Genomic DNA, 22,386 nt, shown 5'->3' on the forward strand with positions numbered 1-22,386 from the left:
AATGATACCACTTAATAATTATCTGATATTAGCTGCAATTATGTTTGGATTAAGCCTGGTTGGCATCATGCTTAATCGTAAAAATATCATATTATTGCTGGTTTGTATTGAATTAATGTTACTGTCAGTCAACACCAATTTTATCGCCTTTTCCCATTATTATGGTGGTGTAGCAGGCGAAGTATTTGTCTTCTTTATCTTAACGGTTGCTGCGGCAGAAGCAGCAATAGGTTTGGCCATTGTAATGTTGCTCTATCGTAATCGGGGCAATATTGATGTTGACAAGATGAATCATTTAAAAGGTTGATAACGTGAGTATACAACAACTATGTCTCGTAATTGTTCTTGCACCTCTGGTTGGCTCAGTGGTTGCTGGATTCTTTCGCAATCAAATTGGCCGTGTTGGTGCACATTCTGTGACCATCGCTGGTGTAGGTTTATCTCTATTATTATCTATCTATGTCGCTATGGAAATTCTAAGTGGTAGAGTAGATATTCTCAACGTTAACCTTTTTACTTGGGCTAGTGGTGGAAACCTGTTTCCCTATGCCTTTCATATTGGGTTTCTAATTGACCCTTTAACTGTAGTAATGCTGGTGATTGTCAACTTCGTCTCATTCCTAGTACATATCTACAGTATTGGTTATATGGCTGATGACGATGGTTATCAACGCTTTTTTAGCTATATTTCTTTATTTACATTTATGATGCTGATGTTGGTTACCGCCAATAATTTCCTGCAGTTATTTTTTGGTTGGGAAGGGGTAGGATTGGTTTCTTATTTACTTATCAGCTTCTGGTATTTTAAAGAATCAGCGATTGAAGGTGGCTTGAAAGCCTTTATTGTCAATCGAGTGGGTGATTTTGGTTTTGTTTTGGGTATTGGAATGGTTTTGGCCTATACAGGAAGTCTTGACTATGAAACTGTTTTTCGCAGTGCCAATGCACTCGCAGGCCAGACAGTAGAACTTTATGCTGGCCATTCATGGTCATTGATTACTGTGATTTGCCTATTGCTTTTTGTTGGTGCCATGGGTAAGTCTGCCCAGATTCCTTTACATGTATGGTTACCTGAGTCCATGGAAGGTCCTACCCCTATTTCAGCACTAATCCATGCAGCAACCATGGTTACTGCGGGTGTATTCATGATTGCACGAATTTCTCCTTTGGTAGAACTATCCACTACAGCGCTTAGTACAATTTTGGTTATTGGTGCTACCGGTGCATTATTTACCGGCATTCTTGCTATCGTGATGAATGACATTAAACGAGTAGTGGCTTATTCCACGCTGTCACAATTAGGTTATATGATGGTAGCCATGGGTGCCTCTGCTTACAGCGCTGGAATGTTTCATCTGCTAACGCATGCATGTTTTAAAGCATTACTCTTCCTTGCAGCAGGCTCAGTGATTATTGGCATGCACCATGAACAAGATATGCGCAAGATGGGAGGGCTTTGGAATAAAATGCCTATTACTTATATCACCTTCTTTATCGGTGGTCTTGCGCTCTGTGCGATTCCTCCTTTTGCAGGTTTCTATTCCAAAGACACCATTATCGAAGCGGCTAAACTTTCTGAAATTCCCGGTAGCGGCTATGCTTATTTTTGTGTAGCACTTGGTGCAATGGTTACCTCTCTTTATACATTCCGTGCCTTATTTTTGACCTTTCACGGCAAGCCTAGAATGGATGAGCAAACGCTTTCACATGTCCATGAATCCCCTTGGGTTGTTTGGCTTCCACTGGTTATGCTGGCTATCCCATCAATAATCTTAGGTTATGTGCTATATATGCCTATGCTCTTTGATGCACCTACATTATTAGGCAAGTCATTATTCGTACTGCCTCAGCATAATGTTCTCGGTGAAATAGCCAGAGAAATTACTTCGCCTTGGCAGGCAATTTTACACGCGGTTACTACAATAACTTTTTGGGTTGCGATAGGAGGAATCTTGATCGCATGGATATGTTACATCGCTGCTCCTTCCATCCCAGGCGTTTTATCAAGAAGATTATCTTGGCTATATCGTATTCTTATTAATAAGTATGGATTTGATGCCTTTAATAATCTTGTGATTGTTCGTGGTTCAAAAGGACTAGGCCGTTTCTTTTATAATACCGGTGATCAAAAGCTCATTGATGGCCTTATAGTGAACGGAACTGGTCGTACTGTAAGATGGTTTGCGCGAAGAGGACGTGCTATTCAAAGTGGTTATCTGTATCATTACGCAACCGTAATGGTGTTTGGTCTGTTTATTTTCTTATGCTGGTTGTTGCTAGGCTGATTATAAGGTGAAGGTATGCATCATTTGCTCAATTTATTGATCTGGTTGCCTATCATTGGTGGAGTGTTTGTATTTCTCACTGGTGATGATGACAATCCTAATGTGGCGCGTTATTTGTCGCTTTTTACCGTACTATTAACGCTGATCATGTGCATTCCTTTAATTGCTGGCTTTGACGTCAATGCTTATACTATGCAATTCGTGGATGAATATCCATGGATGCCAAGCCTGGGAATCAACTACAGTCTGGGAATTGATGGTTTATCACTATTGCTTATTGTGTTAAGCATCTTTACCAACCTTATTGTTATTCTAGCAACCTGGAATAGTATTCATAAGCGTGTAGCTCAATACATGGCTGCCTTTTTAATTATGCAAGGGTTTTTGGTGGGTGTCTTTGCATCCCTTGATGCCATTGTCTTTTATATCTTTTGGGAAGCTACGCTGATCCCAATGTACTTGATTATTGGTATTTGGGGTTCTGATAATCGTGTTTATGCAGCGATTAAATTCTTCCTTTATACCTTTTTGGGTTCTGTGCTCATGTTGGCTTCCTTCTTATACATGGGTTATATCGTTGGCTCTTTTAAAATTGAAACCCTGTATGCCATTAAACTGGGTATGACCGCTCAAACTCTTATTTTTATTGCATTCTTCCTTGGGTTTGCAATAAAAATTCCCATGTTTCCTGTACATACATGGTTGCCTGATGCACATACGGAAGCGCCAGCGGGTGGTTCCATTGTGCTTGCGGCGATATTGCTAAAACTTGGGGCTTATGGGTTTATTCGTTTCGCATTGCCGATTGTACCTGATGCTTGCAGTAAATATGCAATGGTCATAATTGCCTTATCGCTTATAGCCGTAGTTTATGTGGGATTGGTAGCTATTATTCAGCAAGATATGAAGCGATTGATTGCTTATTCCTCTATTTCTCATATGGGATTTGTTACACTTGGTTGTTTTGCAATTTTTGCAATTGCTCGACAGTCAGGAATACCTAACGCTGCTTTGGTATTGGAGGGAGCTATTGTCGTCATGATTTCTCATGCTTTTGTCTCCAGCGCAATGTTTGCAGGGGTTGGTTATATTTATGATCGAATGCATACCCGCCAAATTAAAGATTTTGGCGGTATTGTGCATACTATGCCTATTTTTGCCTCATTTTTTATGCTCTTTGCTATGGCTAATGCCGGTTTACCTGGGACATCTGGTTTTGTTGGCGAATTTATGGTTATTCTAGGGGCAGTAAAAGCCAGCTTCTGGATTGCATTTTGGGCGGCCACAACCCTTATTATTGGTGCTGCCTACACTTTATGGATGTACAAACGAGTAATTTTTGGTCCTATTGCCAATGATAAGGTAGCAGCCTTAAAAGATCTTACCGGATTTGAAATAAGTGCCTATGTTTTATTGGCCTTAATGGTAATAGGAATGGGGGTTTACCCAAAACCTGTACTTGACTATGTTCATCAATCTGTTAGCCACACTCTGGCTGAAGCAAATAAATCAAAATTATAAACTAGCAAGGTTAAACTGATATGACAGCATTATTAGAAAATCTACACATTGCTTTGCCTGAAATGATTATACTAATTACAGCTTGTGTTGCCTTGCTGGCTGATCTATTTCTGCGTGAACGTTTTGCCTCTATTGCCTTTATTCTTGCTGAAATTGGTTTGCTCCTGGCTGCTTTTATCAGCTTTCTTTTCCTCGGTAATTTTAAGCTAACCATTTTAGGTGGTTTATTCATTAGCGATGATGTTGCACAGCTTATGAAACTGTTTATCTATCTGAGTGTTTTTCTTTGTTTTCTGTATTCAAGAGATTACATTGATGAGCGTCAAATTCCAGCTGGGGATTATTACATTTTAGGTTTATTTTCTACACTGGGGATGATGGTTTTAGTTTCAGCACATTCTTTGCTAACGATTTATCTGGGATTAGAATTGCTTTCACTGCCTCTTTACGCAATGACAGCAATTCGTCGTACTAATAGTGATGCAGCTGAAGCAGCCATGAAGTATTTTATAATGGGGGCGATTGCTTCAGGAATGTTATTATATGGTTTGTCTCTGGTATATGGTGCTACTGGCAAGCTGGATTTAATGGATATAGCCAATGCTGTAGCTGCTAACTGGCAACAACAGAATACTCTGTTGTCGTTTGCACTGGTGTTTATTTTGGCTGGGGTTGGATTTAAGCTGGCCGCAACTCCGTTTCATATGTGGGCACCTGATGTTTATCAAGGCGCCCCCACTTCAGTGACCTTATTTCTGAGCTCCGCTCCAAAAATTGCTGCGATAGGCATGGCATTACGTATTCTTACCATTGGCTTACCCGATGCGGCCGCACAATGGCAGCAGATATTAATTGTTATGGCACTATTATCTACAGGTTTGGGTAATCTCCTCGCGATAACACAATCCAATATAAAGCGTCTATTAGCCTATTCAGCGATTTCACATGTCGGTTATGCATTATTCGGCATTTTGACAGCTACTGCAGCAGGTTATGCAGCAGCACTTTATTATGTGCTTGTTTATTCACTCATGACGGTGGCTGCTTTTGGTTTAATCGTTTTATTATCTAGAAATGGTATTGAAATAGAGGCTGTGGATGACTTAAAAGGTTTAAATAAGCGCAACCCCTGGATTGCCTTTATGATGCTTATCGTTATGTTTTCCATGGCCGGTGTTCCACCAACAGTCGGTTTCTTTACAAAATTGCTCGTTCTCAAAGCACTGGTTGATGTCCATTTAACCTGGCTTGCAGTATTTGGACTACTCTTTGCTGTGATCGGTGCCTACTACTATGTTCGTATTGTAAAAGTAATGTATTTTGACGAAGCTACGGATACTACTTCTGTAACTTTATCAACACCTATGAATTTAATCTTTTCAGCTAATGCTCTGTCTTTACTATTTCTAGGGTTATTTCCTGCAGGCTTAATTAATGCTTGCATAAATGCCTTCTCCTGATTTTCAGAAAAAGATAAATCGCTATTTCCTATATTGCGATTTATCTTTTTATCTCAGTCAATGGATAAAACCCTAAATCAAAAAACACAGCAAACCCTGCTACCTTCATGATAGATAATTACTTACTAAGAAGTTAATCTCCCTCTGTACTGGATTAAGTCCTGCAAAAGCTTTATTTGCTGCAAAGGGTCAACGTGGGTCAGAACTCTCAAAAATAACTGGATGGAGCAATATTCTGCACTTGTGATCTTTTTCTACTATACTTTACAGCTAAAAATGAATTATGTAGTGAAGAGTGGTTCTCGTGGCTAACATTGGTTATAAACGACAAGTCAATTTTATAAATTACTTCTTAACTTCAATCAGTAGAGACGAAGTTACTATTTTTAAGTAAGCAGCAATATAAAGTTAAAAAAAACTTGATAACTAGGGGAAGGGTGAGTATACTTGCCTTCAGTTGATGCGGGGTGGAGCAGCCTGGTAGCTCGTCGGGCTCATAACCCGAAGGTCGTAGGTTCAAATCCTGCCCCCGCTACCACTATTAGAAACCCCATTTATTGGGGTTTTTTATTATGTTTAATTAGTAATTGCAATAAATGCTAGTAGTTAGATAATTGCACAAACCTACTTTCTCTGAATAGTATCTGCACATTAAAGAAAGGAGTTATGCCAGGCGCATCAGGTTCATCAAAAAATCAGATGAAAATCATTCCGAAAATAGTGCCTGCTTAGAAAAAAGAGAGTGGGTAGCCGAGTAGCATATGATAAAAAGCGAAATTGAACAATTGTTAGAACCTTTGGTTGAGGATTTAGGATACGAATTGTGGGGCTGTGAGTACTTATCTCAAGGAAAGCATTCCTTGCTACGTATTTATATTGATAAAGAGAATGGCATTGGCATAGATGATTGTGAGCGGGTGAGTAAACAAATTAGTGCTTTACTGGATGTTGAGGATCCAATCCCAGGCAATTACAGTTTGGAAGTATCCTCCCCGGGGATTCCTCGTCCTCTCTTCCATAAGGAACAATATAAACGATACATTGGTCAGGATGTTCAGATCAAAGTATTTAAACCAATAAATGGTAGTCGCAAATTATCAGGTACCATTATTTCAGCAAATGAAGAGATTTTAGTATTGAAAATAGGTGACGAGCAGCTAGAAGTACTATTTTCCCAAATAGTAAAAGCAAATTTGACAGGCGAGTGAGGCGAACAATGAGCAAAGAATTGTTATTAGTTGCTGAGGCATTATCTAATGAAAAAGGTGTAAGTAAGGATGTTGTGCTACAGGCTATCCAAGCGGCACTTGAATCCGCTACTCGTAAATTAACAGATAAAGATATTGGTGTAAGAGTAAAATTGGATCCCCGTACTGGTGACTATGAAACATTTCGCTATTGGGACGTAGTGGCGGATGATGAATTGGAATTCCCCGAGCGTCAAATTACGCTGTCTCAAGCACAGGAGCGCTCTCCCTCAATCACAATTGGTGGTCGTATTGAAGAGCCTATGCCTTCTGTTGAGTTTGGCAGAATAGCAGCTCAAACTGCTCGCCAGGTAATTATGCAGAAAGTTCGGGAAGCAGAGAGACAACAAGTGGTTGACCAGTTTAAAAATAAATTGGGACAACTTATTTATGGAACAGTAAAGAAAGTCACGCGTGATAATATTATTATTGATCTAGGAGGTAAAGCCGAAGCCTTTATGCCGCGCAGTGAAATGTTGCCTAATGAAATGTTTCGACCAAACGATCGTGTACGTGCTTATCTTTATGAAATTGTACCACAGGCGAGAGGGCCGCAACTATTTGTTAGCCGCATCCGTAATGAAATGTTGATAGAACTATTTCGTATAGAAGTTCCAGAAATTGGCGAAAATATTATTGAAATTAAAGCTGCTGCTCGTGAGCCAGGTAATCGTGCCAAAATTGCTGTTAAAACCAATGATGGACGAATTGATCCAGTTGGCGCTTGTGTTGGTATGCGTGGGGCTCGCGTTCAGGCTGTTTCCAGTGAGTTGGGTGGAGAGCGTGTTGATATTATTTTATGGGACGACAATCCTGCGCAATTAGTTATAAATGCAATGGCGCCTGCGGATATTACATCCATAGTAGTGGATGAAGATACCCATACCATGGATTTGGCTGTTCAAAAAGAACAATTATCTCAGGCTATAGGGCGCAGTGGCCAAAATGTTAGATTAGCTAGTCAACTAACCGGTTGGACGCTCAATGTAATGACTGTTGAAGAATTCAACAATAAAAGTCAGGAAGAATCGAGTAAAATTATTAATTTATTTACTTCTTCACTGGAAGTAGATGAAGAGATAGCGAATCTTCTCGTAACCCATGGTTTTTCATCATTAGAAGAAGTCGCTTATGTTCCTAAAGAAGAATTACTGGCCATCGAAGAGTTTGACGAAGAAATTATTGATGAATTACGTAATCGTGCTAATGATATTTTATTAACACAGGCACTAACCTCTGGGCAAGGCTTACCGGGAACTCCTTCTGAATCATTACTGGGTATGGAGGGAATGACTGAATCGCTGGCGACGAGTTTGGCAGCTAAAGGTATTACCACGATGGATGAGTTAGCAGAGCAATCTGTTGATGAGCTCCTTGATATTAAGGGTATGACAGAAGAAAAAGCTGCTGAACTTATTATGAAAGCACGTGAACCTTGGTTTCAATAACTGAGGGTCGAATTACAGGATAGCTACATGAGCAGGATAAATAGTTTACCTTGCTCTGGCGAATTTTCGGGCTTATCAAAAATGCAGTCATGCAATTTTGATTTAGAGCATATAAGAGCTTGAAGCATTAGAATTTTTAGAGCAGTTTCTTTTGAAATTGCTGAAAGGGGGTAAATTATGGCGGATGTGACGGTTAAACAATTGGCTCAGGTCGTTGGTATCCCTGCTAAACGCCTATTAGATCAGCTACAGGAAGCTGGTTTGGCTTTTACTGATGATAATCAAACGTTAAATGAAGACCAGAGACGGATTTTGCTCAATTACCTGAATGCAAATCGGGAAGTTCGATCTACCCCTGAGCGTATTACTTTAAAGCGTAAAAGTTTGACTCAAGTAACTATTGGTCATGATATTCATAGCGGTAAAACAATTGGTAAAACAGTTAATGTTGAAGTTCGTAAAAAACGAACTTACGTGAAACGAAGTTTGCTTGAGCAACATGAAACAGAATCTGATATTGAGTTAGAACATGCCGCACTGGAGGAAACCAGTCCAGAAGTGACAGAAGAAGCTGACGCTGCAGCATTGTCGGCGGAGGAAGTGCCCGTAGAAACTACCGCAGATGAATCTGTTGAACAGACAGAACAAGAAACAATGGCAGATGAGGAAATTCAAGAAGACATGCAGGTAGAAGAAATACCCGAAGCGACTCCTGTTACTACTATTATTCCCGGTGAAAGTATTGCTGAGGAACCTATTGAACATTTGGAAGAGAAAGTAGAGAAAGCAGCAAAGAAAAAACATCATGATAAAGAGGTTGATTCGGATTCCGAATTTAAACGAGGAAAAAAGAAAGGCAAATATATAGCCCCAGAGCAAGATGAAGATGAGCGTTTAATGCATGGTCGTCCCAAACGGAATAAACCTAAAAAACGCAAAGGCAATGAAAAGTCAGAAAAATATAGAGAAGCAGAAGAAGCTCTCACACATGGTTTTGCTATGCCAACCGCTCCTGTAGTGCGAGAGGTAGCTATCCCTGAAACAATTACTGTTGCTGAACTTGCTAAGCGCATGTCTGTTAAAGCTGCTGAAGTAATTAAAGTCATGATGGGACTTGGGGCGATGGCTACTATTAACCAGGTAATTGATCAAGATACTGCAGTAATAGTTGTTGAAGAAATGGGTCACAAGCCCCGCCTACTTAAAGAAAATGCAATCGAAGATACTTTAGGCGACGTTATTAGTCAGGGCAGCCATAGTGAGTCACGAGCGCCTGTGGTTACCATTATGGGACATGTGGACCATGGTAAGACTTCGTTACTTGATTATATCCGTCGTACCAAAGTTGCTGCTGGAGAAGCAGGTGGTATTACTCAACATATTGGTGCTTATCACGTAAGTACACCGAAAGGAGAAATTACCTTTTTAGATACACCAGGGCATGCTGCATTTACTGCCATGCGTGCTCGTGGAGCACAGGTTACAGACATTGTTATTCTCATTGTTGCTGCTGACGATGGTGTTAAACCACAAACAATCGAAGCAGTACAGCATGCGAAAGCTGCCAATGTACCGATTATTGTTGCTGTAAATAAAATGGATAAACCTGATGCCGATCCTGATAGAGTCATGAATGAGTTATCAGCTTATGAAGTGATCCCTGAGTCATGGGGTGGTGACACGATGTTTATACAAATTTCAGCAAAATCAGGATTAGGAGTCGATGAGCTTTTAGACGCTGTTCTATTGCAATCCGAGGTACTGGAGTTAACAGCGCCTACCGATGGTGCGGCCAAAGGGGTGGTTATTGAGTCAAGACTTGATAAAGGGCGTGGCCCAGTTGCGACTGTATTGGTACAGAGTGGAACATTGCATAGAGGTGATATTCTCTTGGCCGGTCTACAGTATGGGCGTGTTCGAGCGCTAGTAAGTGATAACGGTACTCAGGTAGATGCTGCAGGCCCTTCTATTCCGGTTGAAGTTCTCGGCTTATCCGCTGTACCTCATGCAGGTGATGAAGCGATTGTTGTTCCAGATGAAAAGCGTGCCCGCGAAGTTGCCTTATTCCGTCAGGGCAAATTCCGCGATGTTAAATTAGCAAGAAGACAAAAATCTTCTCTGGAAGGTATTTTTGAAACAATGGCTTCTGCTGAAACTAAAGCCTTAAATATTGTTCTTAAAGCGGATGTTCAAGGCTCGGTGGAAGCGATAGCCGATGCGTTGGTTAAACTTTCTACCGATGAAGTTAAAGTAGAAATCATTGCTAGCGGTGTAGGCGGAATTACTGAATCTGATGTTCATTTGGCAATAGCCTCAAATGCTATCTTAATCGGTTTTAACGTTCGTGCTGATGGAGGAGCGAAACGTCTTGCAGAACAGGAGTCAGTTTCACTGCACTATTACAGCGTAATTTACGATATTGTGGATCAAGTAAAAGGTGCATTATCCGGTATGTTGGCACCACAATTTAAAGAAGAAATTGTCGGTATTGCTGAAGTGCGTGATGTATTCCGCTCACCAAAATTAGGTGCTATTGCAGGTTGTATGGTAGTCGAGGGTGTTGTTAAGCGAAATAATCCGATTCGCGTACTTAGAAATAATGTGGTTATCTATGAAGGTACTTTGGAATCCCTCCGCCGATTTAAGGATGATGTAATTGAAGTTCGTCAAGGTTTTGAATGTGGTATTGGGGTTAAAAATTACAATGATGTTAAGCCGGGTGACTTAATTGAAGTATTTGAAACAGTTGAAATTAAGCGGGATTTATGAGGAAGGATTTTAAACGAACTGACCGTATCGCGGAGTTAATGCAGCGTAAGCTTTCGCAACTCATTCAGCAAGAAATTAAAGATCCGCGATTACCTGCTTTTGTTACTATTTCGTCGGTAAAAGTATCTGCGGATTTAGGCCACGCAAAAGTCTATTTTACTGTATTAAATAATGAGATTGAATTAACTGCATCTATTCTCAATGCTGCAGCCAGCTATTTACGGACAGCACTCGCCAAATCTGTTAAATTGCGCACCGTACCTCAACTGCATTTTGTTTATGATGAATCGATAGAATATGGCAAAAAATTAAGTCGTTTAATTGACAAAGCCAATCCAGAAAATGACGATGAGCAAGATGAGTTGTGACCAGGCGATTCATGGTATTTTGCTTGTTAATAAACCCGAAGGTCTCTCTTCCAATGCGGTGTTGCAACGAGTAAAGAAACTGTATCGAGCGAAAAAAGCAGGGCATACAGGTAGTCTTGATCCGTTAGCAACAGGCATGTTGCCTATTTGTCTAGGTGAAGCTACCAAGTTCTCTCAGTATTTGTTGAATGCAGATAAGGTATATGAAGCAACAGCAATATTAGGTATTAAAACGAATACCGGCGATGCTCTAGGTCAAATCATCGAAGAACAAGATGATGTGGTTGTATCTTTAGCTGAGATACAAAAAGCGATACGACAGTTTACAGGTGCTATCAGACAAGTTCCTTCAATGTTTTCCGCATTAAAACATAAAGGGGTGCCACTTTATAAATACGCAAGGGAAGGTATCTCTATTGAGAGAGAAGCTCGTAATGTGATGATCTATCAATTGGAGCTTACAGGGTTTAATGGTAAGCGTTTTACTATTAAAGTTTCTTGTAGTAAAGGCACTTATATTAGAAACTTAGTGGAAGATATTGGCGATTATCTTGGTGTAGGTGCTCACGTAAGTCAACTGCATCGAGTATGTACTTCAGGGTTTGATGATGAAACAATGTATAGTTTGGCTGATTTACAGGAGAAGTCATCCGCTGAACTATTTGCATGTTTATTACCAATGGAGCGAGCCGTAATTCATTTTCCAGCAGTTAGTTTAAACAATGATGAGTTGCTGGCATTGCGTCAGGGTAAAGTGCTTAAGAGCAAAAATAGAGAAGATTTTACCGGATTTCTGCGGTTGCATAATGAAGCAGGTCAATTTATTGGGTTAGGTGAATTGTCTTTAGGCGAATTATCTGTGAAACGCCTATTGACAGAAGAGGCAACCAAGGCTATTTTTTAACAGTTGTATAAAAATTTCTCTAACGAATGTCTGTTGACATTTATGTCTTGGCGAAATGAGCCAGCGGAATATTAACAGAAATTTAGTGAACATAACAAATGGTGCACAAATTATTAACTAATACTTGTGCATGAGAGCATGCCTTGGTAAAATGCTTCCCTTTAAAAGAACACTGGCTATCTCTAGGAGTGAATATGTCGCTAACTAGCGCACAAAAAATAGAAATTGTTAATGAATTTAGACGCGGTGAGAAAGATACTGGCTCGCCTGAAGTTCAAGTGTCTCTCATGACAGGTCGTATAAAATATTTAACCGATCACTTTAAAGAGCATAAAAAAGATTTTCATTCTCGACGTGGCTTGCAGGAGCTAGTTAACAAACGCCGCAAGTTGCTCAAATATTTGAAAAGAAAGGATGAAGCTCGTTATCAGACTTTAATTCAAAGCTTAGGTTTACGAGATTCATATTAATTGTTGGAACCATATTCCATGGTACTGACTTTACATAATACTTAGTCTGAATGAAAGGGCGCAGTTTTCTGCGCCTTTTTTTTCATTACTACGGTTTAAGGGGTAAATTTACGTGGCTAAAATCACTAAAGAAATACGTTTCGGCGAGCACATGCTTGTGTTAGAAACTGGCGAAATAGCAAGACAGGCAGATGGTGCTGTTTTTGCTAGCATGAATGGGACGCAGGTATTGGTAACAGTAGTAGGTAAAAAAGAGACTGCTGATGGCAGTGACTTTTTTCCCTTGACCGTAAATTATCAGGAAAAAGCCTTTGCAGCAGGTAAAATTCCTGGTGGCTTTAATAAACGTGAAGGACGACCTAGCGAACACGAAACTTTAGTTTCCCGATTAATGGATCGACCTTTGCGTCCGTTATTTCCGGACAATTTTTACAATGAAGTCCAAATCATTGCCACTGTGATGTCATTAAATCCTGAGGTGCCAGCAGATATCGTTTCTATGGTAGGTGCATCAGCCGCGTTGGCCATTTCAGGTATTCCTTTTCACGGGCCAATCGGTGCTGCACGTGTAGGCTATAAAGATGGGGTGTTTCTGCTTAACCCAAGTTATAAAGCGCTTGCACAATCCCAACTTGATTTGGTAGTTGCTGGAACGACTGATGCCATTCTGATGGTAGAGTCTGAAGCTTGTGAACTAAGCGAAGAGATAATGTTGGATGCAGTTCTTTTTGGCCATGAGATGATGAAAAATGTCATTAATGGGATTAATGAATTCACAAAAATAGCAGGTAAACCAGCATGGGATTGGACTCCTCCATCTGTAGATACAGCATTAGAGTCTCGCATTAATGAGTTGGCAAGAACCTCAATAACAGAGGCTTATCTCATTAAAGATAAATTGCAGCGCCGACAACAGTTAGCTATTGTGAGGCAACAGGTTCTGGATACTTTAATCAGCGAACAACCAGAAGCTAATATTGCTAGTGCGACAGAAATGTTTGGTGCTTTAGAAAAAGATATAGTCCGCAAGCGTATTCTTGATGGAGAACCACGTATTGACGGCCGCGATCAAAAAACTGTCCGCCCCATTAGTATTCGCACAAAATTACTTGAAAGAGCCCATGGGTCTGCTTTGTTTACTCGTGGAGAAACGCAAGCCATTGTAGCTGCTACCTTAGGTAATGATAGAGATGCACAAATCCTTGATCATTTAACCGGTGAAACTAAAGATAGATTTATGCTTCATTATAATTTCCCACCCTATTCTGTGGGGGAAACTGGTGCAACAGGTAGTCCTAAGCGCCGTGAGATTGGTCATGGCCGATTGGCCAAACGTGCTCTCATGGCGGTATTGCCTTCACAAAGTGAATTCCCTTATGTCTTGCGTATTGTTTCTGAGATTACCGAATCAAATGGCTCAAGCTCAATGGCAACAGTTTGTGGTACCAGTTTGGCTTTAATGGATGCTGGTGTTCCATTAAAAGCGCCTGTCGCTGGGGTGGCTATGGGATTAATTAAGGATAAGGATCGTTTTGCAGTACTGACTGATATTCTTGGCGATGAAGATCATTTAGGCGATATGGATTTTAAAGTGGCAGGAACTGAAAAAGGGATTACTGCTTTGCAAATGGATATTAAAATTACTGGTATTACCAAAGAAATTATGGAGCAAGCTTTAGATCAAGCATTGGCAGGACGAATTCACATTCTTGGTATAATGAACAACTCTTTGGCTGAGCATCGTGAGGAGTTGTCTCAACACGCTCCAAGAATTACTACCATGAAAGTTGCTGAGGATAAAATACGTACTATTATTGGCAAAGGTGGTGCTACTATTAAAGGTCTCAGTGAGAGCACTGGTGTATCAATTGATATCGACGATAGTGGTACGGTGCAATTATTTTCACCCGATGCTGCAGCGCTTGAAGAAGCTCAACGCCAAATAAAAGCATTAATTGCTGAAGTTGAAGTAGGTCAAACCTATACCGGTAAAGTGAGCAAAATTGTTGATTTTGGTGCGTTCATTAACTTACTTCCAGGGAAAGACGGTTTACTACATATCTCACAAATTTGTAGTGACCGCTCTCAAAAAGTTGAAGATATATTAAAAGAAGGACAAGAAATCGAGGTATTTGTTGCTGGCGTGGATAAACAAGGGCGTGTCAAACTGGAGTGGAAGGATAAACCACAACCCCCCGTCAATCCAGCGAGTGACGAGAAGATTAAAAAATCAGAAAAAGCCAAAGTCGATGCAAACGAATCAGCCACTACCGAAACTGAAATGCAAGATACAGAAACGTATCACTCTTCGCCAGAAGAGGAATAAATGTAGGTTGGGTCATTTTCGACCCAACTAAAAAGCCAAATGTGCTCTTATTGCTAAATCCTGTCGTGGCTTAATGAATAGTTCGCTTGCGTGCATAGGCGTCAACGGACTTATTCTTATCTTCGTAAGCTAAATGTTGAAACGAGGTTTGTTTATCAACTAATTAATTGCAAAAATTCGCTGCGACTTGAAGGATTATGACGCATGTCACCCAGCATGACTGAGGTGGTCATGACAGAATTTTGCTTTTCTACACCGCGCATCATCATACATAGATGTTTTGCCTCCATGACGACAGCGACACCACGAGCTCCTGTTATTGATTGGATACAATTTGCAATTTCGGAAGTCAGGCGCTCCTGAATCTGTAGGCGACGTGCAAAATAATCGACAATACGTGCTATCTTGGAAAGGCCCAATACTTTACCATTAGGTAAATAGCCCACATGGCATTTTCCAAGGAAAGGAAGCAAATGATGCTCACACAAGGAATACATTTCGATATTTTTCACGATGACCATTTCACTCATATCTGATTCAAATAAGGCATCATTAATAATATCATCGAGCTGTTCGTGATACCCATTAGTCAGATAAAGCAAAGCATTTGCAGCTCTTTCAGGGGTATCACGCAAGCCTTCCCGTTCTGGATCTTCACCAATTCTCTTTAAAATTTGTTTATATAGTTCCTGCATTGTATGAATCCTAGCCTGGAGGCCAAGTCATCTGTCGGCCACCCAGTAGATGTAAATGAATGTGGTAAACTTCCTGCCCGCCACCGGAGTTAACATTAAATATTAGCCGATATCCATCTTCGCTTAGCTGCTCAACTTTGGCCATATTTTTTGCTGTTAGTATCATACGGCCTAACAATTGCTCATCCGTGCTATCTGCATCATTGATCGTTGCAATATGTTTTTTAGGGATTAGCAATAAATGTGTGGGAGCTTGTGGTTTTATATCACGTATCACAAGAATTTCCTGGGTTTCAAACACAATATCCGCTTTTATTTCCCCTGACGCAATTTTACAAAATAAGCAGCTCATATTCATCCTGATAGTTTGGCTTAACCTGTAATTATAGCTCGAGTTAGCCAGGATAAAAAAGTGCTCTGGATTGAATATCTATGTTTACTTGATGCAAAAATGTAGGATGAAGATTCGACCTCATAAAGCACTCCACCCTAAGTCACTGTTGAATGCGCAAGAGAGGTAGCATAGAATAAACAATTTCATCAAAGAGTTGCGTAATTTAGGGAATAGTTCTGAGTTATTATCTTCACCCATGATGAATTGAGCTACTAAAATATTATGATTTATGCTTGTATTCGACGTCCTACGAAATTATTTTGCCAGTTTCACCAATAATCAAGATTAAATGGATAAAATTGTGAATATAAATCAAGTTACAAAATGGATCTCAGCTCTTTTTTTATTATTAAGTTATAATATCGCTCAAGGAGAACAACATTGTTTTTTACTTGAGAGTAATGTCATATCAGCTCCTGGATGTTACTATTTAAAAAAAGATATGCAGGGCTCAATAACTATAAGTTCAGATTCGGTTACCTTAGATTTAAATGGAAGAAAATTAAGTGATCCCAATCCAGGCTCTTGGACTATCGGGGTTAATCTTGAGAACCGAAATAATATTACCATAAAAAATGGATATTTCGATGGGTTTTGGTTTGCTATATCTGCATCTGGGGGGCGAAATATCCATATTCAAAATAATGTATTTATTAACACTAAATATATGGCAATTACTGCTTCTGGCTCTAACGTAAATGTGCTCAATAATCACATAAGTTATATGGATTTTTACTTACCCAAAGATAGCATCAATTTTTACCTGGTTGGCCTAAACATTCGTGATACAACTGGTTGTAATATACTAAATAATGTAATTTATGCGCCGTCTTTACCTGCTAACCCCCCTAAATTTCGATTAGAGTATGTTGGTTTAATTTTATCAAGTAGCTCAAGAAATTGCCGAATAAAAAATAACGTGTTTTCTAATTTTAAATTACCCAAATTTAAATCAATTGCGGTATGGTTAGCTTCTGATACCCAGGGAAGTTATTTACGTGATAATTTAATTTTAAATTATGGCTATGGGATCATAGGAAAACGAGGAAGTTATTTGGACAAAAATAATCTGTCCGTTAATGTTACAACCCCTACATGGGATAAATCACTCACTGTTAACAATGTAAAAACTAATTTTGCCTTTTAAAGCTGTTTTGCGCATAATAGCGCGTTACTAAAATATAGAGTGGTGCGAAAAAATGGGCTTAATGAATATTAAGAGCGGTCGTGATGTACCGAATGAAATCAATGTCATTATAGAAATTCCTATGCACGGGGAGCCTGTAAAATATGAAGTGAATAAGGAAACAGGTGCATTATTTGTCGATCGTTTTTTGACAACGGCAATGTACTATCCCGCCAATTACGGCTATATCCCCCAAACATTATCTGAGGATGGTGATCCTGTTGATGTGTTGGTTGTGACCCCGGTACCCTTATACAGTGGCTCCGTTATTCCCTGCCGAGTGGTCGGGATGTTAAAGATGACAGATGAAGCTGGGGTAGACGCTAAACTGCTGGCAGTGCCAACTAGTAAATTAACCAAGATGTATGAGAAGGTAGACGTTTACAGTGACTTACCACAACATCTACTCTCTTCACTTGAACATTTTTTTCAACATTATAAAGATCTAGAAGAAGGAAAATGGGTTAAAGTAACTGGTTGGGAAGGACCTGAAGCAGCTCGAAAAGAAATTATGGCGAGCATTGAGCGCTATAAAGAAAGTGAATAATCCCAGAACAGATGTATCGTTCTGCATAAGTAAACCAACGTCATTTTGGATGTTACCCGTCATCCTGATAAACTTAGGATGACGATACTTTGCTTAAGATGGCCAGAGAATTTCCTTAAGCCTTACCATTCTGTCTCGTTGAAGTAGTTTGATCATCTTGTAAAATTCGCTCCAGCTCACCTCTTGCTTGCTGTGTAAAACTGATTAATTCATGTTCTTCTTCAAAAAAAGCAAAGGATTTTTGTAAGGTAATTTCATCATGCAGGGCAAAGGCTTGTGCTTTACTTCTTACACTTTCTTCTTCGTATCCTAAAAGTTTCATAATTTCCAGAGCCATAGAGAGAGATGAATCAAAGGTTTCTCGTTTAAAATAATCAACTCCAATCTTATGTAATTCATAAGCATGGCGGCGATTACGGGCACGGGCATAAATTTTGAGTTGAGGAAATTCCTGCTTTGCCAGTTTTACTATTTCAACACATGAATCAGGATCATCAACAGCCACAATGAGTAATTTTGCCTGTTGTGCGCCTGCATTTCTGAGTAAATCAAGTCGAGACGCATCACCAAAATAACCTTTAATTCCAAATTTTCGAAGTTGTTCAATCTGTTGTGGATCTTTTTCTAACACAGTTAACTGAATTTCTTGGGCATTTAAAAAGCGACCAATAACTTGTCCAAAGCGACCATAACCGGCAAGAATAATAGGTTGCTGAGTATCAATGGCATCAAATTTTTGTGGCGGTAAAACACTTAAAAACTTAGGTACAATAAAATGCTGGTAAACAAGAACTAAAAAAGGGGTAGTGGTCATAGAAAGTGCTATAGCCAAGGTAAAGAAATTTGCGTCCTGCAGACTAATCACATTGGTATGATGAGCAAACTTAAATAATACAAAGGCAAATTCGCTTCCTTGAGAGAGAACCAGTGCGAATGCAATACTTTGTAAGGTAGTAAGTCCAAAAAATCGTCCTAACATTAAGAGCACTAAAATTTTTATGAAAATAAAACTGACTACGACACTAAGCAATGTCAATGGTTGAATGGCAAGAAGATAAAAATTCATACTCATGCCTACTGAAATAAAAAATAATCCTAATAATAATCCTTTGAAGGGCTCAATATCGGTTTCTAATGTCCGTTTATATTCAGAGTTGGCTAAAACTACTCCTCCGATAAAAGCACCTAATCCGGGTGAAATACCTACTGCGTCCATTAATAAGGTAATACCAACAATCAAGGCCAAAGAAGTAGCAGTGAATACTTCGCGCAAATTAGTTTGTGCAACTAAATTAAAAAAATGATGTGAAAGGTAATGGCCCGCTAGAATAACCGCACCAATAATACCCGCAATTAATCCTGCATGAGACCATCCGGTTAAGGATGAAACGTTTTCAGCTGTAGATGCTACAGCACCAGAACTACCCAGCATAGGCATTAAGATAAGAATAGGGATTACCGCAATGTCTTGAAAAAGAAGAACGGCAAATGAAATTTCGCCGGCAGCGGTGTGCATTAATTTTTTTTCCTGCAAAATTTGCAGAACCAGGGCTGTAGATGAAAGAGATAAAGCCATACTTACAGCAAGACTTATTCGCCAGCTATAGCCTAACAAAAGCCCCAGGCTTACTAATAGCAATGTGGTAATAGTCACTTGCAATCCGCCCAAACCGAGAATGGATTTGCGCAATGCCCACAATCTGGCAGGTTCTAATTCCAATCCTATTAAAAATAACATCATAATGACACCAAATTCAGCAAAATGCATAATTTGTTCTGAATTGGCAATTAGATTAAAACCAAAGGGACCTATTAAGACCCCTATAATAAGATAGCCTAAAACTGAACCTAGCTTAAAACGACTTGCCAGCGGTATAATAATGCAAGCGGATGCGAGAAAGATAAAAATATGAAAAAGCAGGTCGTTATTCATCTTCTTCTTTTTTTTGAGCGTTAATAAAGAGTATACTTGAAGCCTTCTTATTACTTAAAAATTTTTAGGAGGTACTGAGCTAATAATCTTTAATTTTTTAGGCCTAATAGTTTTTTGAGGTTAGATATAAGGAAATTATTAACTGGAGAAAAATATGCCATTCCGAATCCCCCCGATGTCAGATTTATTAAAAGCCGCTAATCAATTGACAATTGCCTACACGGAAAAAAGAAAGGAAAAAGATCTTAACCGTTTCCTGGGAAGTATTCGTCCTGCAACCCACAATTCTGATAGAATTAATGACATACAGTTTATACAAACGCTGGCACAACATATCAGTAATAATAGGGCTACTTATAGCCAGGTTGATGTTTCATTCAAAGATCAGGATTATGCATTGGTAGTTGCTCCCTTTCTGAAAGAAGCCTTGTCTGGAGCAATGCTGCTGGATCTTATGAAAATTACCAAAAGTTATGGTGATGATGAAGCTAGTGTAAAGAACAACAGTGCGTTGGGAAATGTTATTCTTGATTTGTTTAAGATAGACGGTTTAAGTGAGGTGCCTTTGGATAAACAAAAAAGATGCCTTGAAGCCCTCAAAACGTACATTCAAGTTTATGACTCACAGGCTAAAGCAACTAAAGAGTCTCCTATTCAATGGCATGCTACGAGAAAAAATGCTGAATTGAGCAAAATTATCGAGCGAGAAATTAAAAATATTATTGCACTCGAGAAGCATGAGAATTCCAATAACATCGCTGCTGTGCCTTGTTCTTAAAAAGACGTCCCTTTAAAAAGCTATCTCGTAGCCTATGGGATAGCTCTATTTCTTTATGGATGATTAAAATATAAGGTTCCTCTGGAAATTGTCCCTAATACCCGAATAGTCTGTATATCCGTTCTTAAAGGATCTGCACTTAGCAAGGTCATGTCTGCTAATTTACCAGGAACGAGCGAACCTTTATCGTTCTCAAGCCCATATAACAGGGCAGCATTCAGTGTTAATGCCTTCAGGGCTTCTGTAACATCCAATGATGCCTTGGCGGGTTTTATTGCTAAACATTTTTCATTTACTGATAACCCATTTTGCAACTTGCCTGAATTTATTAGTGCTAGCAATTGCAAAGGAACAGGAGGTGCAGCAGGGGAATTGGGGTGAGCACTTAGACTAGTCATAATTTTTTGTGCACTTGCTAAAGGATTAGTTTGATAATTACCCTGCCAATCCTTAAAGAAACTGCAAAAAGCAGGTCCCCAGTAATAAAAGTGTGGTACAAACCAACTAACTTTCACCTTTAGTTGTTGCAGGCGCTGCAATTGATCATTGCGTACAAAAAGAGCATTGATAATAATAGCATTTAATGGCGTTTTACTTTGTGTATTTTGCACCTTATTAATCAGATTTAAAGCCAAATCAATGGCAGCATCACCATTACATTCCAATGCTACCGGTATGTTTTCTTTATCGGCTGTCTCAAGAAATTGCTCTAACTTCCTGGGAGATTGTTTAAGGGCATCAGGCCATTTATTGCTTGAGTGGGGGCGATTTGTTTGCAGCAAGGGAGTAGTGAGAAATGCGGCTCCGTCTTGGGCGCTACCATCCACTTTAAACAGTACCGGGCCAACATATAGACGCAGAAGATCCTGGTAAATTAAGTCCATGCGTTTTTTTTCAGTAATCGTGGAGGGCAACACAATTACATCAAGAGGAAAATTGGGAGACGAAGTTAATTGCTCATACTCTGGAATCCAGGCAGGATTAAACATGGCTTCTGTCGCAGTGGTATAACCTTGTCGGCTATACTGCCGTGCAGCCTGTTGTATGGCCTTGCTAACCTCCTCTTTACTGATAAGAGTACCAAACAGGTTTGCTAAGGAAATATCGCGAATAAATCCGTTTTTATCGATAATAATATCCTTGCTGTTAGGAAAACCAGCAATCTTTTGCACTGCTGCTTGATTAACCAATGCTTGATTGCCTGACGCGTATAGAACAAGCGTAGGAACAGTCGGCTGCAAATTATTTAACATCGGTTGATTTAACAATTCACCTTTTATGTGTAGCGGATCATAGCCATTTACAATACTCCATCCATTGGTGTTAGAGATTTGCTTTAAGGTATTTAAAAACCTGTCGAGGCTTTTAATTTCCTGCCAATCAGGTTGTTGCAAAGCATTGGTGGTTGATACATCAAGAGCGTTTTTAGAGAGCCAGCCATAAAGAAGAAATTTTGAATAAGTATCGATAAAGCCTGGGACAACAAAGGCGCCTTTTAAATCAATAACCCGTGTGTCTTTACCACGACAAGCCTGCATTAAAGTCGCTTCGTCACCGACAGCTAATAATCGTTGTCTTCCAACAGCGACGGCAGAGGCCTTAGGCTGCTTGGGATTCAAGGTAATAAATGTTGCATTCGTGTAAATGGTGGTTGCATTGTGACATACGTGAGGGTCTCTGGACTGAGAATGACTGAGATGAGACAAAAGAAAAACTGCTAGTCCAATAGACAGGATGAATGCTCTAGGCCGATTCATGTAGCCTCCTCTGAGTGCATTAGATTTATCCTATCAAGTTCTCTATCGATTGCAAGACGATCTTATTATGATGCAATTTTGAACAGCTGGCCAGTTTTTACGGTATAATTATGTTCCTAAAATGAGGATGCGAAAAACCGCAATTTTTTAATTGTTATTTTCACTTTGTTGCAGGGGTTATGAATTTCTAAAATCGCCTGGCGTAGACTTAAGGTGTGTGGAGAAATTGTAATCGCCTCTAAAGAATGGCTTGATTAGCTAAATAAAGCCACGCTATTTTATGCACCACAATAAAGAA

Annotated in this window: 17 protein-coding genes, 1 tRNA gene and 2 pseudogenes; 16 read left to right on the forward strand and 4 right to left on the reverse strand. The window is 39.6% G+C overall.

Annotated features, from left to right (window positions below; genetic code table 11):
* Position 1: 1 nt before the first annotated feature.
* From nuoK to pnp, 13 genes and pseudogenes are all read left to right on the forward strand, one after another.
* Entirely contained in the window at positions 2-307 is a 306-nt protein-coding gene (gene nuoK / locus clem_RS01450) for an NADH-quinone oxidoreductase subunit NuoK (protein ID WP_094089984.1), read from the forward strand.
* 4 nt (positions 308-311) lie between these two features.
* Complete coding sequence (gene nuoL / locus clem_RS01455) at positions 312-2,285, forward strand: NADH-quinone oxidoreductase subunit L (protein ID WP_094089985.1); 1,974 nt, start codon at positions 312-314, stop codon at positions 2,283-2,285.
* A 15-nt stretch (positions 2,286-2,300) separates the two neighbouring features.
* Entirely contained in the window at positions 2,301-3,806 is a 1,506-nt protein-coding gene (locus clem_RS01460; RefSeq protein ID WP_094089986.1) for an NADH-quinone oxidoreductase subunit M, read from the forward strand.
* A 20-nt stretch (positions 3,807-3,826) separates the two neighbouring features.
* Complete coding sequence (gene nuoN, locus clem_RS01465) at positions 3,827-5,266, forward strand: NADH-quinone oxidoreductase subunit NuoN (protein ID WP_094089987.1); 1,440 nt, start codon at positions 3,827-3,829, stop codon at positions 5,264-5,266.
* 461 nt (positions 5,267-5,727) lie between these two features.
* Positions 5,728-5,804 (forward strand) — tRNA-Met (locus tag clem_RS01470).
* A gap of 223 nt (positions 5,805-6,027) precedes the next feature.
* Positions 6,028-6,474: a ribosome maturation factor RimP gene (rimP, locus tag clem_RS01475; RefSeq protein WP_094089988.1), complete on the forward strand. Its 447-nt coding sequence runs from the start codon at positions 6,028-6,030 to the stop codon at positions 6,472-6,474.
* A gap of 8 nt (positions 6,475-6,482) precedes the next feature.
* The gene (gene nusA, locus clem_RS01480; RefSeq protein WP_094089989.1) at positions 6,483-7,961 is read left to right on the forward strand and encodes a transcription termination factor NusA; all 1,479 of its coding nucleotides are present in this window, start codon (positions 6,483-6,485) and stop codon (positions 7,959-7,961) included.
* 177 nt (positions 7,962-8,138) lie between these two features.
* A pseudogene (locus clem_RS15370) lies at positions 8,139-8,472 on the forward strand (translation initiation factor IF-2 associated domain-containing protein); the annotation flags it as partial.
* Positions 8,473-8,729: 257 nt separating this feature from the next.
* Positions 8,730-10,730, forward strand: a pseudogene (gene infB / locus clem_RS01485) (translation initiation factor IF-2); the annotation flags it as partial.
* Complete coding sequence (gene rbfA, locus clem_RS01490) at positions 10,727-11,098, forward strand: 30S ribosome-binding factor RbfA (RefSeq protein WP_094089991.1); 372 nt, start codon at positions 10,727-10,729, stop codon at positions 11,096-11,098. The pseudogene infB and the gene rbfA, both read left to right, overlap by 4 nt.
* The gene (gene truB / locus clem_RS01495) at positions 11,079-12,002 is read left to right on the forward strand and encodes a tRNA pseudouridine(55) synthase TruB (RefSeq protein WP_094089992.1); all 924 of its coding nucleotides are present in this window, start codon (positions 11,079-11,081) and stop codon (positions 12,000-12,002) included. Before rbfA ends, truB begins: the two co-directional genes overlap by 20 nt.
* A gap of 194 nt (positions 12,003-12,196) precedes the next feature.
* Positions 12,197-12,472: a 30S ribosomal protein S15 gene (gene rpsO / locus clem_RS01500; protein ID WP_094089993.1), complete on the forward strand. Its 276-nt coding sequence runs from the start codon at positions 12,197-12,199 to the stop codon at positions 12,470-12,472.
* A gap of 112 nt (positions 12,473-12,584) precedes the next feature.
* Positions 12,585-14,798 carry a polyribonucleotide nucleotidyltransferase gene (gene pnp, locus clem_RS01505; RefSeq protein WP_094089994.1) on the forward strand — a complete coding sequence of 738 codons (2,214 nt, stop codon included), beginning with the start codon at positions 12,585-12,587 and terminating at the stop codon, positions 14,796-14,798.
* Between the two features lie 155 nt (positions 14,799-14,953).
* On the opposite strand, the gene folE is transcribed toward pnp, so the two are convergent.
* Complete coding sequence (gene folE / locus clem_RS01510; protein ID WP_094089995.1) at positions 14,954-15,493, reverse strand: GTP cyclohydrolase I FolE; 540 nt, start codon at positions 15,491-15,493, stop codon at positions 14,954-14,956.
* 10 nt (positions 15,494-15,503) lie between these two features.
* The gene (locus clem_RS01515; protein ID WP_094089996.1) at positions 15,504-15,845 is read right to left on the reverse strand and encodes a histidine triad nucleotide-binding protein; all 342 of its coding nucleotides are present in this window, start codon (positions 15,843-15,845) and stop codon (positions 15,504-15,506) included.
* 331 nt (positions 15,846-16,176) lie between these two features.
* On the opposite strand from clem_RS01515, the gene clem_RS01520 reads away from it, so the two are divergent.
* On the forward strand, positions 16,177-17,034 hold the full coding sequence (locus tag clem_RS01520; protein ID WP_094089997.1) for a right-handed parallel beta-helix repeat-containing protein: 858 nt from the start codon (positions 16,177-16,179) through the stop codon (positions 17,032-17,034).
* A 52-nt stretch (positions 17,035-17,086) separates the two neighbouring features.
* Complete coding sequence (gene ppa / locus clem_RS01525) at positions 17,087-17,620, forward strand: inorganic diphosphatase (protein ID WP_094089998.1); 534 nt, start codon at positions 17,087-17,089, stop codon at positions 17,618-17,620.
* 115 nt (positions 17,621-17,735) lie between these two features.
* Here ppa and clem_RS01530 read toward each other — a convergent pair whose 3' ends face one another.
* Entirely contained in the window at positions 17,736-19,553 is a 1,818-nt protein-coding gene (locus clem_RS01530) for a monovalent cation:proton antiporter-2 (CPA2) family protein (protein ID WP_094089999.1), read from the reverse strand.
* 154 nt (positions 19,554-19,707) lie between these two features.
* On the opposite strand from clem_RS01530, the gene clem_RS01535 reads away from it, so the two are divergent.
* Positions 19,708-20,331 (forward strand): hypothetical protein, encoded by a 624-nt coding sequence (locus tag clem_RS01535; RefSeq protein WP_157698143.1) that lies wholly within the window; start codon positions 19,708-19,710, stop codon positions 20,329-20,331.
* A gap of 53 nt (positions 20,332-20,384) precedes the next feature.
* On the opposite strand, the gene clem_RS01540 is transcribed toward clem_RS01535, so the two are convergent.
* Positions 20,385-22,088: an amidohydrolase gene (locus clem_RS01540; RefSeq protein ID WP_094090001.1), complete on the reverse strand. Its 1,704-nt coding sequence runs from the start codon at positions 22,086-22,088 to the stop codon at positions 20,385-20,387.
* Positions 22,089-22,386 lie beyond the last annotated feature (298 nt).

This window comes from Legionella clemsonensis (genome assembly GCF_002240035.1).
Taxonomy (GTDB): domain Bacteria; phylum Pseudomonadota; class Gammaproteobacteria; order Legionellales; family Legionellaceae; genus Tatlockia; species Tatlockia clemsonensis.

Excerpts from the sequence above, each read along its gene's own strand:
- nuoK (WP_094089984.1), top strand. The coding sequence starts at position 2 with ATGATACCACTTAATAATTATCTGATATTAGCTGCAATTATGTTTGGA.
- clem_RS01460 (WP_094089986.1), top strand. The coding sequence starts at position 2,301 with ATGCATCATTTGCTCAATTTATTGATCTGGTTGCCTATCATTGGTGGA.
- clem_RS01515 (WP_094089996.1), bottom strand. The coding sequence starts at position 15,845 with ATGAGCTGCTTATTTTGTAAAATTGCGTCAGGGGAAATAAAAGCGGAT.
- clem_RS01530 (WP_094089999.1), bottom strand. The coding sequence starts at position 19,553 with ATGAATAACGACCTGCTTTTTCATATTTTTATCTTTCTCGCATCCGCT.
- clem_RS01520 (WP_094089997.1), top strand. The coding sequence starts at position 16,177 with ATGGATAAAATTGTGAATATAAATCAAGTTACAAAATGGATCTCAGCT.
- clem_RS01540 (WP_094090001.1), bottom strand. The coding sequence starts at position 22,088 with ATGAATCGGCCTAGAGCATTCATCCTGTCTATTGGACTAGCAGTTTTT.
- rimP (WP_094089988.1), top strand. The coding sequence starts at position 6,028 with ATGATAAAAAGCGAAATTGAACAATTGTTAGAACCTTTGGTTGAGGAT.
- truB (WP_094089992.1), top strand. The coding sequence starts at position 11,079 with ATGAGCAAGATGAGTTGTGACCAGGCGATTCATGGTATTTTGCTTGTT.
- clem_RS01535 (WP_157698143.1), top strand. The coding sequence starts at position 19,708 with ATGCCATTCCGAATCCCCCCGATGTCAGATTTATTAAAAGCCGCTAAT.
- folE (WP_094089995.1), bottom strand. The coding sequence starts at position 15,493 with ATGCAGGAACTATATAAACAAATTTTAAAGAGAATTGGTGAAGATCCA.
- rpsO (WP_094089993.1), top strand. The coding sequence starts at position 12,197 with ATGTCGCTAACTAGCGCACAAAAAATAGAAATTGTTAATGAATTTAGA.
- rbfA (WP_094089991.1), top strand. The coding sequence starts at position 10,727 with ATGAGGAAGGATTTTAAACGAACTGACCGTATCGCGGAGTTAATGCAG.
- ppa (WP_094089998.1), top strand. The coding sequence starts at position 17,087 with ATGGGCTTAATGAATATTAAGAGCGGTCGTGATGTACCGAATGAAATC.
- nusA (WP_094089989.1), top strand. The coding sequence starts at position 6,483 with ATGAGCAAAGAATTGTTATTAGTTGCTGAGGCATTATCTAATGAAAAA.
- nuoN (WP_094089987.1), top strand. The coding sequence starts at position 3,827 with ATGACAGCATTATTAGAAAATCTACACATTGCTTTGCCTGAAATGATT.